This is a genomic window from Bartonella sp. W8122, from assembly GCF_016102485.1.
Taxonomy (GTDB): Bacteria; Pseudomonadota; Alphaproteobacteria; order Rhizobiales; family Rhizobiaceae; genus Bartonella; species Bartonella apihabitans.
The window spans coordinates 1,871,632-1,883,607 of sequence record NZ_JACFOO010000001.1; the positions used below are offsets into that span (position 1 = coordinate 1,871,632).

The 11,976-nt window shown below is 47.2% G+C and carries 22 protein-coding genes; all 22 read right to left on the minus strand.

What is annotated here, in order from left to right; all coding sequences use genetic code 11:
* Nucleotides 1–13: 13 nt before the first annotated feature.
* The 22 genes from H3S83_RS08155 to rplB all read right to left on the minus strand — a co-directional run bounded on the left by H3S83_RS08155 (nucleotide 14) and on the right by rplB (nucleotide 11,957).
* Complete coding sequence (locus tag H3S83_RS08155; RefSeq protein ID WP_077971808.1) at nucleotides 14–1,027, minus strand: DNA-directed RNA polymerase subunit alpha; 1,014 nt, start codon at nucleotides 1,025–1,027, stop codon at nucleotides 14–16.
* 93 nt (nucleotides 1,028–1,120) lie between these two features.
* Nucleotides 1,121–1,510, minus strand: a complete 390-nt coding sequence (rpsK, locus tag H3S83_RS08160; protein WP_075870499.1) for a 30S ribosomal protein S11 — start codon at nucleotides 1,508–1,510, stop codon at nucleotides 1,121–1,123.
* 125 nt (nucleotides 1,511–1,635) lie between these two features.
* Nucleotides 1,636–2,004, minus strand: a complete 369-nt coding sequence (gene rpsM, locus H3S83_RS08165) for a 30S ribosomal protein S13 (RefSeq protein WP_075870498.1) — start codon at nucleotides 2,002–2,004, stop codon at nucleotides 1,636–1,638.
* Between the two features lie 183 nt (nucleotides 2,005–2,187).
* A complete protein-coding gene (locus H3S83_RS08170; RefSeq protein ID WP_198239397.1) occupies nucleotides 2,188–2,766 on the minus strand; it encodes an adenylate kinase in 579 nt (192 codons plus the stop codon).
* Nucleotides 2,763–4,109 (minus strand): preprotein translocase subunit SecY, encoded by a 1,347-nt coding sequence (secY, locus tag H3S83_RS08175; RefSeq protein WP_198239398.1) that lies wholly within the window; start codon nucleotides 4,107–4,109, stop codon nucleotides 2,763–2,765. The genes H3S83_RS08170 and secY overlap by 4 nt, the downstream gene beginning before the upstream one ends.
* A 230-nt stretch (nucleotides 4,110–4,339) precedes the next feature.
* Nucleotides 4,340–4,807, minus strand: a complete 468-nt coding sequence (gene rplO, locus H3S83_RS08180; RefSeq protein WP_077971814.1) for a 50S ribosomal protein L15 — start codon at nucleotides 4,805–4,807, stop codon at nucleotides 4,340–4,342.
* 20 nt (nucleotides 4,808–4,827) lie between these two features.
* Entirely contained in the window at nucleotides 4,828–5,034 is a 207-nt protein-coding gene (gene rpmD, locus H3S83_RS08185; RefSeq protein WP_077971819.1) for a 50S ribosomal protein L30, read from the minus strand.
* Between the two features lie 33 nt (nucleotides 5,035–5,067).
* The gene (gene rpsE, locus H3S83_RS08190) at nucleotides 5,068–5,628 is read right to left on the minus strand and encodes a 30S ribosomal protein S5 (protein ID WP_078040399.1); all 561 of its coding nucleotides are present in this window, start codon (nucleotides 5,626–5,628) and stop codon (nucleotides 5,068–5,070) included.
* A gap of 103 nt (nucleotides 5,629–5,731) precedes the next feature.
* Complete coding sequence (gene rplR, locus H3S83_RS08195; protein WP_077971821.1) at nucleotides 5,732–6,094, minus strand: 50S ribosomal protein L18; 363 nt, start codon at nucleotides 6,092–6,094, stop codon at nucleotides 5,732–5,734.
* A 12-nt stretch (nucleotides 6,095–6,106) separates the two neighbouring features.
* Entirely contained in the window at nucleotides 6,107–6,640 is a 534-nt protein-coding gene (gene rplF / locus H3S83_RS08200) for a 50S ribosomal protein L6 (protein WP_078039658.1), read from the minus strand.
* 37 nt (nucleotides 6,641–6,677) lie between these two features.
* The gene (gene rpsH, locus H3S83_RS08205; RefSeq protein ID WP_075870491.1) at nucleotides 6,678–7,076 is read right to left on the minus strand and encodes a 30S ribosomal protein S8; all 399 of its coding nucleotides are present in this window, start codon (nucleotides 7,074–7,076) and stop codon (nucleotides 6,678–6,680) included.
* A gap of 14 nt (nucleotides 7,077–7,090) precedes the next feature.
* Nucleotides 7,091–7,396, minus strand: a complete 306-nt coding sequence (rpsN, locus tag H3S83_RS08210; RefSeq protein WP_077971825.1) for a 30S ribosomal protein S14 — start codon at nucleotides 7,394–7,396, stop codon at nucleotides 7,091–7,093.
* A gap of 24 nt (nucleotides 7,397–7,420) precedes the next feature.
* Entirely contained in the window at nucleotides 7,421–7,978 is a 558-nt protein-coding gene (gene rplE / locus H3S83_RS08215; protein ID WP_077971827.1) for a 50S ribosomal protein L5, read from the minus strand.
* Nucleotides 7,971–8,285 (minus strand): 50S ribosomal protein L24, encoded by a 315-nt coding sequence (gene rplX, locus H3S83_RS08220; RefSeq protein WP_077971829.1) that lies wholly within the window; start codon nucleotides 8,283–8,285, stop codon nucleotides 7,971–7,973. The genes rplE and rplX overlap by 8 nt, the downstream gene beginning before the upstream one ends.
* Nucleotides 8,286–8,297: 12 nt before the next feature.
* Nucleotides 8,298–8,666 (minus strand): 50S ribosomal protein L14, encoded by a 369-nt coding sequence (rplN, locus tag H3S83_RS08225; RefSeq protein WP_008039971.1) that lies wholly within the window; start codon nucleotides 8,664–8,666, stop codon nucleotides 8,298–8,300.
* Nucleotides 8,667–8,810: 144 nt separating this feature from the next.
* Nucleotides 8,811–9,050, minus strand: a complete 240-nt coding sequence (gene rpsQ, locus H3S83_RS08230; RefSeq protein ID WP_077971831.1) for a 30S ribosomal protein S17 — start codon at nucleotides 9,048–9,050, stop codon at nucleotides 8,811–8,813.
* Nucleotides 9,051–9,062: 12 nt separating this feature from the next.
* On the minus strand, nucleotides 9,063–9,263 hold the full coding sequence (rpmC, locus tag H3S83_RS08235) for a 50S ribosomal protein L29 (protein WP_077971833.1): 201 nt from the start codon (nucleotides 9,261–9,263) through the stop codon (nucleotides 9,063–9,065).
* Between the two features lie 12 nt (nucleotides 9,264–9,275).
* Nucleotides 9,276–9,689: a 50S ribosomal protein L16 gene (gene rplP / locus H3S83_RS08240; protein ID WP_075870485.1), complete on the minus strand. Its 414-nt coding sequence runs from the start codon at nucleotides 9,687–9,689 to the stop codon at nucleotides 9,276–9,278.
* 38 nt (nucleotides 9,690–9,727) lie between these two features.
* On the minus strand, nucleotides 9,728–10,438 hold the full coding sequence (gene rpsC, locus H3S83_RS08245) for a 30S ribosomal protein S3 (protein WP_077971835.1): 711 nt from the start codon (nucleotides 10,436–10,438) through the stop codon (nucleotides 9,728–9,730).
* On the minus strand, nucleotides 10,438–10,827 hold the full coding sequence (rplV, locus tag H3S83_RS08250) for a 50S ribosomal protein L22 (RefSeq protein ID WP_075870483.1): 390 nt from the start codon (nucleotides 10,825–10,827) through the stop codon (nucleotides 10,438–10,440). Before rplV ends, rpsC begins: the two co-directional genes overlap by 1 nt.
* 2 nt (nucleotides 10,828–10,829) lie before the next feature.
* The gene (gene rpsS, locus H3S83_RS08255; protein WP_075870482.1) at nucleotides 10,830–11,108 is read right to left on the minus strand and encodes a 30S ribosomal protein S19; all 279 of its coding nucleotides are present in this window, start codon (nucleotides 11,106–11,108) and stop codon (nucleotides 10,830–10,832) included.
* 15 nt (nucleotides 11,109–11,123) lie between these two features.
* Entirely contained in the window at nucleotides 11,124–11,957 is an 834-nt protein-coding gene (gene rplB, locus H3S83_RS08260) for a 50S ribosomal protein L2 (protein WP_077971836.1), read from the minus strand.
* Nucleotides 11,958–11,976: the final 19 nt, after the last annotated feature.

The window sequence follows — 11,976 nt, forward strand, 5'->3', positions numbered from 1 at the left end:
CTTAATTTTTAACTCAGTATTGATCTTCATAACGTTTTGCGAGGTCGTCGATATTTTCAGGCGGCCAAGCGGGGATTTCCATACCAAGATGAAGTCCCATAGATGCAAGAACTTCCTTGATTTCATTGAGCGACTTACGACCAAAATTAGGAGTACGCAGCATTTCTGCTTCCGTTTTCTGGATAAGGTCGCCAATATAAACGATATTGTCATTTTTAAGACAATTGGCAGAACGAACTGAAAGTTCCAGCTCATCCACCTTCTTGAGCAAGGCCGGATTGAATGCAAGTTCGGAGACCTGCTCTTGCGGAGCCTCTTTCTGGGGTTCTTCGAAATTGACGAATACCGAAAGTTGGTCCTGTAGAATACGAGCAGCAAAAGCAACAGCATCTTCTGCCGTGACCGCACCGTTCGTTTCAACCGTCAGGATCAATTTGTCGTAGTCAAGAACCTGACCTTCACGGGTATTCTCGATCTTATAAGAAACCTTGCGAATTGGCGAATAAAGGCTATCAACCGGAATAAGCCCGATTGGAGCATCTTCATTACGGTTGCGATCTGCCGGGACATAGCCCTTACCCGAATTCACTGTAAATTCCATACGGATTTCTGCGCCCTGATCGAGCGTGCAGATAACATGTTCCGGATTGAGGATTTCAACATCGCCTACCGTCTGGATATCACCGGCTGTGACGACACCCGGCCCTTCTTTACGGACGACCATGCGTTTTGGTCCCTCACCTTCCATGCGGATGGCAATCTCTTTGATATTCAAAATAATATCAGTGACATCTTCCCGCACGCCCGGTATTGACGAAAATTCATGCAACACACCGTCGATCTGTACAGCTGTGATAGCTGCACCCCGCAAGGAAGACAGCAACACGCGCCGTAAAGCGTTACCTAATGTTAAACCAAAGCCGCGTTCCAACGGTTCGGCAATTACAATAGCTTTATTTGAACCACCTTGCGTTTGAAACTCGACTTTATTAGGCTTAATCAGTTCCTGCCAGTTTTTCTGGATCATATTCCTATTCCTGTCCTTTACTTCCGTCACCATTCAGCCGTGACGGCCAGCTTGAACGCCAGAGCAGCGCCCTGACACCGAAAAACAACCGGATTAAACGCGGCGTTTCTTACGCGGACGGCAACCATTATGCGGAATGGGTGTCACATCACGAATAGATGTAATAATAAAACCTGCAGCTTGAAGAGCCCGTAAAGCTGATTCCCGACCTGAACCAGGACCGCAAACTTCTACTTCCAGCGACCGCATCCCGTGATCCTGTGCTTTTTTTGCACAATCCTCTGCAGCAACCTGAGCAGCAAAAGGTGTCGATTTACGCGAACCTTTGAACCCTTGAGCACCGGCAGACGACCAGGAAATCGTGTTTCCCTGAGCATCGGTGATCGTGATGAGCGTATTATTGAATGTCGAATTAACATGGGCTACGCCCGATGAAATGTTTTTACGTTCGCGACGGCGAATACGTGTAGGCTCTTTGGCCATAATTTTCCTTTCACTGATCTCTGCACCGCCGTAGTTCCAGCGGCTACACCTTATTTGCTACCACTTGCATTTTTGGTAACCTTTTACGACCAACCTGCAAGTGAAGCGAATTCATGTATTGCTAATTATTTCTTTTTACCGGCAATTGCCCGTGCCGGGCCTTTACGGGTACGTGCGTTGGTATGGGTACGTTGACCGCGAACCGGCAACGAACGGCGGTGACGCAAGCCACGATAGCAACCAAGATCCATAAGACGCTTGATATTCATCGAGACTTCACGACGAAGATCACCTTCCACCTGATAATCGTGATCGATAGCTTCACGGATTTGAAGAACTTCAGCATCCGAAAGTTCACTCACACGGCGCTCAGCAGGAATACCGACCTTATCAACGATTTCTTTAGCAAATTTCGGCCCAATCCCATGAATATACTGAAGAGCGATAATAACGCGTTTATTCGTAGGGATGTTGACGCCAGCAATACGAGCCACGCCTGTTCTCCTTAAATTAAATTTCAACCATTTGTGCAGTAGTCATGAAACAACTAAAGCACAAAACGACCAGAACCGCACACAAAGCCGATTCCAATCATCTCTCAAAAAAATGAAATTGTGCTGTCTTTGACGGATTTCACCGCAAAAGTCAACTCCCTTTCACATATATGATGAACTGTTTCAGTGAAGTATCTTTTCAATCGCTGATGTGACTTCTTTTACAGGAGCCATGCCGTCAATTTTCTTCAACAGTCCGGTCTTTGCATAAAACTGCGATAATGGTGCAGTTTTTTCGCTATATTCGACAAGCCGTTTGGCAAAAGCTTCGGGGTTATCGTCCGAACGGACTTTTCCACCTGCAGCAATGGTTTCCGCCACACGGGTTTTCATACGGTCAACGAGTGCAATCTGATCAACTACGAGTTCAATCACTGCATCAAGCTTTGTATGTTTGCTCGACAAAATTGTTTGTAATGCTTCCGCCTGCCCTACTGTGCGAGGATAGCCGTCGAGAATAAACCCCTTTTTGCAGTCGGGCTCGTCAATCCGGTCAGACACTATCTGGTTGACGATTTCATCAGAAACCAGTCCACCAGCATCCATAATCGACTTGGCTTTTTTGCCAATCTCGGTTCCGGCAGCAACAGCAGAGCGCAACATGTCACCTGTTGACAATTGCGGAATACCGTATTTCTCGGTTAGTATTTTTGCCTGAGTACCTTTACCGGCACCGGGCGGTCCTAAAAAAATCAGTTTCATCTATTTCTTTTCCCGCTCCTGAGTTTTGATTTCTTAAGTAACCCCTCATATTGATGGGCAACAAGGTGACCTTGAATCTGGGCAATCGTGTCGAGTGTTACAGTTACAACGATCAAAAGCGACGTACCACCAAGATAGAACGGAACATGTAGCGTCGACATTAAAAATTCCGGCAAAAGACAAACAAGGATAATATAAATCGCGCCGACCACTGTAATGCGTGTAAGCACATAATCGATATATTGCGCTGTCCGTTCACCCGGTCTTATTCCCGGGATAAATCCTGAATGCTTTTTCAACTGGTCAGCTGTGTCTTTCGGATTAAAGACAATAGCGGTATAGAAAAAGCAGAAGAAAGCCATAAGCCCCGCATAAACAATCATATAAAGCGGTTGCCCGTGACTTAACGAAAACGAAATCGTTTGCAGCCAATGCGGCATATTCTGTGAAAAATTATTGACCGTTGCAGGCAACATCAAAAGTGACGATGCAAAAATCGGAGGAATGACACCGGCTGTGTTAAGCTTCAGCGGCAAATTCGATGTATCGCCTTTGAACATCCGGTTACCCATCTGGCGATTGGGGTACTGAATAATGATCCGCCGTTGAGCGCGCTCCACAAAAACGATAACAGCAATAACTGCAATACAAATAACAATGATAAGAAGCAGCATAAATGTGGAAAGATCGGCTTGCGCATGCGCTGTCAAAAGCTGTGCAATCGCAGACGGGAGATTTGCAACAATACCTGCAAAAATAATGAGTGATATGCCATTACCAATTCCGCGAGAGGTTATCTGCTCACCCAGCCACATCAAAAATATTGTTCCACCGGTAAGCGTAATCACTGCGGTAATCCTGAACATCATCCCCGGATCGGATACAATCTGCAAGCCGGTACCCATACCACTTTCAAGTGCAATGGCAATTCCGTAGGCTTGAATGAGTGCCAGAAAAACAGTCCCGTAACGCGTATATTGATTGATGATCTTTCGTCCTGTCTCGCCTTCTTTCTTCAAGGCTTCGAGCGAAGGGATAACGGAGGTCATCAACTGCACGATAATAGATGCAGAGATATAGGGCATGATACCGAGAGCAAAAATTGCCATACGACCGACAGCACCACCGGCAAACATATTGAACAGACCCAAAACGCCAGAAGAATGTTGGGCGAATGTCTGTCTCAATGCATCAACATTGATTCCCGGCATAGGAATATAAGTACCAAAACGGTAGACAAGCAATGCACCCAAAGTAAACCAGATACGTTTCTTCAGTTCGGTAGCGCGTGAAAAGGCGCCAAAATTAAGATTGGAAGCCAGTTGTTCTGCGGCAGATGCCATAAAATCTCTCCGGTTTTAATTCACGGCAAAACACCATGAAAATCAACACATGCTTTACCCCCCTGCGCAAAAAAACGCAAAGAGAAACAATGTTCGTTAAACCTATTTTAACTCACAGACGTTTTGCCTGATAAAAATAGTTTTTGCAATAACAATCATACATATAAAAAAGGTCTGGAATGAATGCTTACCACATCACACCAGACCGACATATGTTTCAAGAAATTGCTTTATTCGGCGGCAGCTTGAATATTAACAACGCCACCGGCTTTGCTAACTTTCTCGATTGCTGCTTTTGAAGCACCAGCAATATCCAAGGTTACTTTGGCTTTCAATTCGCCATCCGACAAAAGACGGACACCATCTTTTTCACGACGAATGACACCGGCAGCCTTCAACACAGCCACATTTACAGGCTTTGATGCATCGATTTTACCGGCATCAATAGCGGCCTGCAAACGCCCAAGCGATATTTCATTGAAGCTTTTTGCAAACAGATTATTGAAACCACGCTTCGGCAAACGGCGATAAACAGGCATTTGCCCGCCTTCGAAACCGTTAATAGCAACACCCGAGCGTGCCTTCTGACCTTTTACACCGCGACCGGCCGTTTTTCCCATGCCGGAACCGATGCCGCGCCCAACTCTTTTACGATTCTTTGTAGCGCCTTCCTGATCGCGCAGTTGATTGAGTTTCATGTTCTTTACTCCTACAATCCTCAGCCTTCATCCACAATACGGACGAGATGCTCTACTTTTGCAATCATACCACGCACTGCAGGTGTATCGTTCAAAGTGCTGCGGCGATGCAACTTGTTAAGCCCTAGCCCTTTCAACGTGGCACGTTGAACTTGCGGGCGACGAATTGGACTGCCGATTTGTTCAACAGTTACCTTCTTGCCACTATGGGTTTTTTTCCCAACCATTTTCAAATTCCTCTATATCGCAAGTTCCACGAACTATTCTTCGTTGCCAATAAGATTTTGCCGACGAGCCTGCAACGTCGAATATTTTATTCCACGTTGTGCAGCAATATCTTTCGGATGAACCTGACGCTTCAATGCATCAAATGTCGCACGGATCATATTGTAAGGGTTGGACGAACCTAACGACTTTGCAACAACATCCTGCATACCAAGTGTTTCAAAAACAGCACGCATCGGACCACCTGCGATAATACCGGTACCGGCAGCAGCCGATCTCAACAATACACGACCGGCACCATGACGTCCTTCGACATCATGATGAAGAGTACGACCAGAACGAAGTGGAACATAAATCATCTCATGTTTGGCTGATTCGGTAGCTTTGCGAATTGCTTCCGGAACCTCGCGGGCTTTACCATGACCAAACCCGACACGCCCCTTCTGATCACCTACAACCACAAGAGCGGCAAAGCCGAAACGGCGTCCGCCTTTAACAACCTTGGCAACGCGGTTAATATGAACGAGTCTGTCAACAAACTCGCTGTCCCGCTCTTCATGACGCTCGTCACGATTATTACGTTCTTTTTGTGCCATTCCTAATTCCTTTTTCTTTTCCGGAAGCACGTATCAAAAAAGAATTCCCCCACAACAAGAGGAATTCTTCGGCGAAAAAGCCCGAAAAAATCGGGCAATCAGTTTAAAAGCTCAAACCACCTTCACGAGCTGCATCGGCCAAAGCCTTAATGCGACCATGATAAATATATGCACCGCGATCGAATACAACTTCTTTAACGCCGGCAGCCTTGGCTCTTTCAGCGATAAGTTTGCCGACAGCAGTTGCTGCCTCGACATTGGCACCACCCTTGAGCGAAGGACGAAGTTCCTTATCCAAGGTTGAAGCCGATGCGACTGTGCGACTATGCAAATCATCAATGATTTGAACATAAATATTCATATTTGAGCGATGAACACTCAATCTCAAGCGGCCGTTAGCAACCGCTTTGACCTGACGGCGAACACGCTGCGCGCGACGCTGAAGTATTTCTTTAGGCGAAGCCATGACGCAAGTTCCTTATTTCTTCTTGCCTTCTTTGCGCACGATACGCTCGTTCGCATATTTGACACCTTTACCTTTATAAGGTTCCGGCCCGCGATATTCGCGAATTTCGGCGGCAACCTGCCCAACCTTCTGCTTGTCAATTCCCGAAACCAGAATTTCAGTCGGCTTCGGAACTGCCACAGTGATACCTTCAGGAACATGATAAACCACATCATGACTAAATCCCAAAGAAAGTTGAACATTCTTACCCTGCATCGCTGCACGATAACCAACACCGTTGATCTCAAGCTTCTTTTCAAAGCCACTCTTAACACCTTCAATGATATTTTCAATCATCGAACGGGACATTCCCCATTTCGAGCGTGCTTCCTTGGTTTGATCGCGCGGCGTTACATGAACCACATTATCTTCCAATTTGAGATGGATTTCGTCATCAGCAACGAAACTCAATTCTCCCTTAGGTCCTTTGACCTTGATCGCTTGCCCATCAACTGAAGCAGTAATGCCAGCCGGGACATGAATCGGTTTTTTTCCAATACGTGACATTGTATTAACCTATCTTTCTAGCTTTTCCCGACATCTCTTAGAAGATGCGGCAAAGAAGCTCCCCACCAACATTCTGCTCACGAGCCTCATGATCAGCCATCACACCTTTCGGAGTTGAAAGGATAGAAATGCCAAGACCGTTTGCAACTTGTGGAATAGACTTCACAGAAACATAAACGCGTCTACCGGGTTTCGAAACACGCGAAATTTCACGAATAACCGGTGCACCATCAAAATATTTCAATTCGATTTCGAGCTCGGACTTACCGTTTTCAAAATCAATCTGACTATATCCGCGAATATAGCCTTCGGTCTGCAAAACATCGAGAACACGAGCGCGCAATCTTGATGCAGGCGTCGAAACCTTCGACTTCTTGCGTCCGAGTGCATTACGGATACGGGTAAGCATATCTCCAAGAGGATCTGACATAGACATTTACGAAACTCCTCTTACCAGCTTGATTTGACAACGCCGGGGATATGCCCGAACGAACCGAGATCACGCAATGCAATACGTGACATTTTCAATTTACGATAATAACCGCGCGGACGCCCTGTAACTTCACAACGGTTACGGATGCGAACCTTTGCCGAGTTACGAGGCAACTCGGCAAGCTGAATGGATGCGCGAAAGCGCTCTTCCAACGGCACCTTCTGATCCATGACAATTGCTTTCAGACGCGCACGGCGCGCTGCAAACTGCTTAGCCATCGCACGGCGATGCTTATTCTTCTCAACGGCACTTGTTTTGGCCATAACTTTACCTCGCTACGCTTGCCGTTACGCACGGAACGGAAAATTGAAACCGCGCAATAATTCACGCGCTTCATCATCCGTTTTCGCTGTCGTACAAACGATGATATCCATACCCCAGATTTGATCTACCTGATCGTAGTTGATTTCCGGGAACACAATGTGTTCTTTGATACCCATGGCAAAATTGCCACGACCGTCAAAACTTTTCGGATTAAGACCACGAAAATCGCGAACGCGTGGCAAAGCAATTGTTACCAGACGATCAAGAAATTCATACATACGGTCTCTACGCAATGTAACTTTAGCACCGAGAGGCATTCCCTCGCGAACCTTGAATGTCGCAACGGAATTACGTGCGTGCGTTACAATTGCTTTCTGCCCGGCAATAAGACTCAAATCTTCAGCAGCTCTGGCAGGTTTTTTGGAATCTGCAGTTGCTTCGCCAACACCCATATTGAGAACAACTTTCTCGACATAGGGAACCTGCATATTGTTTTCGTAATGAAACTTGTCTTGCAGTGCTTTGCGAACAACATTGACATAGTGCGTCTTCAAACGCGGCTCTTGAATCTTATCAGCCATTGATCAGATCTCCCGAACGCTTGGCAACGCGAACCTTCTTGCCATCCTTCTCGATACGAAATCCTACACGGGTAGGTTTTCCATCCTTAGGATCGGCGATCGCCAATTTGGAAATATGAAGAGGAGCTTCTTTGGAAATAATGCCTGCCTCCTGAGTTTGCGTTTGCCGCTGATGGCGCTTCACCATATTGATACCGCGTACAATAGCAGTGTTTTCCTCAGGATTAACCTTGATCACTTCCCCGTTGCGCCCTTTATCCTTACCTGAAAGGATGACGACTTTGTCGCCTTTACGAATCTTGTTCATCGCAACGGCTCCCTATAGTACTTCTGGCGCGAGCGAGATGATCTTCATGTGATTCTTACCGCGAAGTTCACGGGGAACCGGTCCGAAGATACGAGTACCGATCGGCTCTTTCTTGTTATCAACCAAGACAGCAGCATTTTTATCAAAACGAATAACGCTACCATCAGCGCGACGAATATCCTTGGCAGTACGAACCACCACGGCTTTCATCACATCACCTTTTTTTACGCGGCCACGCGGAATTGCTTCTTTGACCGAGACAACAATAATGTCTCCGACAGAAGCGTATTTCCGCTTCGAGCCGCCCAGCACCTTGATGCACATGACACGACGGGCGCCGGAATTATCCGCGACGTCGAGGTTTGTTTGCATCTGAATCATGACTGGCCGCCTTCTCTAAATGTTTACGTCCGGCAGTGCATTTGACACATTCGGACTTGCCTGTCAAATTATGATTAAGACTTTTTCAAACAAAATGTTGGGCACAATAATACCCAACCTTTTGTTTATCAAAAATCCGATTTATTAAGCAGCGCCGTTTTTAACAACGACCCAGCGCTTGTCTTTCGAAATTGGCTTCGATTCTTGAATAAAGACCTGATCACCAACTTTGAATTCGTTGTTTTCGTCATGCGCTTTGTACTTCTTGGACTGGCTGACAGTCTTCTGTAACAGCGGATGCGAATAGCGCCGCTCTACTTTGACTACAACAGTCTTGTCGTTCTTATCGCTGACGACAACGCCTTGCAGAATGCGTTTAGGCATGTCTTAACTTCCTTAAGCCTTGCTTTCGGCCGCCTTCTGGCGGGCGATTGTTTTTATGCGTGCGATATCACGGCGAACCTGTTTAACGCGCGCTGTTTTTTCCAACTGACCAGTTGCTTTCTGGAAACGCAGATTGAACTGCTCTTTCTTGAGCTTGGCCAACTCTTCATTCATCTGATCGAGCGTCTGGGCCCGTACTTCTGAGGCTTTCATCGCTTAGTCCCTTTATTCAGCTATACGCTGGACGAAACGTGTTTTAATTGGAAGCTTTGATGCGCCCAACCGTAACGCTTCACGTGCCACATCTTCAGGTACGCCGTCAAGCTCAAACATGATACGTCCTGGTGCAACACGCGTTGCCCAAAATTCGACAGCGCCTTTACCTTTACCCATACGAACTTCGGTAGGCTTCGATGATACCGGAACATCCGGAAAAACGCGGATCCACACACGGCCGGCACGCTTCATCTGACGCGTGATAGCACGACGGGCCGCCTCGAGCTGACGTGCAGTAACACGTTCCGGCTCCATAGCCTTAAGACCGTAGGCACCAAAATTAAGTTCCGTACCACCCTTCGAAACACCGTGAATACGGCCTTTGAATTGCTTGCGGAACTTTGTGCGTTTTGGCTGCAACATTGTTCTCTACTCCAAATCCTTTTTTGCCCGTCTAAAAATCAGGCGTTTTCACGACGGCGGTTCGAATTCGAACCTTGATTATCGCCTTCAGTAGCACGACGTTCTGAAGCCATCGGGTCATGTTCAAGAATTTCGCCCTTGAATACCCAAACTTTCACGCCACAAATACCATAGGCAGTATTGGCTTCCGCTGTGCCGTAATCAATATCCGCACGCAAGGTATGAAGCGGAACGCGGCCTTCGCGGTACCATTCCATACGGGCAATTTCAGCACCACCAAGACGGCCGGCGCAATTGATACGGATACCTTCAGCACCAAGACGCATTGCCGACTGGACGGCACGCTTCATAGCGCGACGGAAAGCCACACGACGTTCCAATTGCTGGGCAATTGACTGGGCAATCAACTCGGCGTCGATTTCCGGTTTGCGGACTTCAACGATATTCAAAGCAGTGTCGGCATGTGTCATTTCAGACAATTTGCGACGCAACTTCTCGATGTCGGCACCCTTCTTACCAATGATCAGGCCCGGACGAGCCGAATGAATGGTAACACGGCACTTTTTATGCGGACGCTCAATAACGACTTCCGAAATAGCTGCCTGCTTTAACTCGTTCATCACATATTTGCGGATTTTCAAATCCTCATGCAATAAACGACCATATTCACCGGTATCGGCATACCAACGAGAATCCCATGTACGATTGATACCGAGACGAAGCCCGATTGGATTGATCTTCTGACCCATTATGCGGCCTCCTCTTTATCGGACACTTCACGAACAACAATTGTAAGATGAGAGAACGGACGCAAAATTCTGCTGGCGCGGCCACGACCACGCACATGAAACCGCTTCATAACAATCGACTTACCGACTGAAGCTTCCGCCACGATAAGCGAATCGACATCCAAATCGTGATTGTTTTCTGCATTGGCAATCGCAGATTCCAACGTCTTTTTCACCGTATCGGCAATGCGTTTACGAGAAAAAGTCAAATCTGCAAGAGCTGTATTAACCTTTTTACCGCGAATCATTGCCGCTACAAGATTAAGCTTCTGCGGGCTGACACGAATTGTGCGAGCGACTGCCTTTGCTTCATTATCTTTAAGCTGGCGCGGAGCCTTAGCTTTGCCCATTATTACTTCCTCTTCGCTTTCTTGTCCGCACCGTGACCATAATAGCTGCGGGTTGGAGCGAACTCACCGAACTTATGTCCGACCATTTCTTCCGAAACAGAAACAGGAACATGCTTGTTTCCGTTATAGACACCAAAGGTCAGGCCAACAAATTGCGGCAAAATCGTGGAGCGACGGCTCCACATTTTAATAACCTCGTTACGACCGCCGGCACGTACCTTCTCAGCTTTCTTGAGAAGATAGCCGTCAACAAACGGTCCTTTCCATACTGAACGAGCCACTTCAGACTACCTCTCTTATTTCTTGCGTTGATGACGTGAGCGCATGATGAATTTATCAGTCGCCTTATTCGAACGTGTACGCTTGCCTTTTGTAGGCTTACCCCACGGAGAAACCGGATGACGACCGCCTGATGTACGACCTTCACCACCACCATGAGGGTGATCGACAGGGTTCATTGCAACACCACGAACATGCGGACGCTTGCCACGCCAACGGGCACGACCAGCTTTACCATCGTTTGTGTTACCATGATCCGAATTCGAAACGGCGCCAACAGTTGCATAACAGCCACTGGAAACCAGACGTTGCTCACCCGAATTCAAACGAAGAATAGCCATTCCCTGATCACGACCAACAAGCTGGGCGTAAGTACCGGCCGAACGGGCAATCTGCCCGCCTTTACCTGGCTTCATTTCAACATTGTGGATGATCGTACCGACAGGCATATTACCAAGAGGCATCGAGTTGCCGGGCTTGACGTCAACATTAACGCCAGCAACAACCGTATCACCGACACCCAAACGTTGCGGAGCCAAAATGTAGCTCAGATGACCATCTTCATAACGAATGAGCGCAATAAACGCTGTCCGGTTCGGATCATATTCCAAACGTTCGACTTTTGCAGGCATATCACGTTTCAAACGCTTGAAGTCCACAAAGCGATAAGTTCTTTTATGACCGCCGCCCTGATAACGGGCAGTTACACGGCCGCGATTATTACGACCGCCTTTCGACGACAGCCCTTCGGTCAGCGCTTTTACTGGCTTGCCTTTGTAAAGACCTGAACGATCTACAATAACAAGCTGACGCTGCCCTGGCGTGGTCGGATTAAAGTGCTTGAGTGCCATTATTCCTAACTCCGAGCCT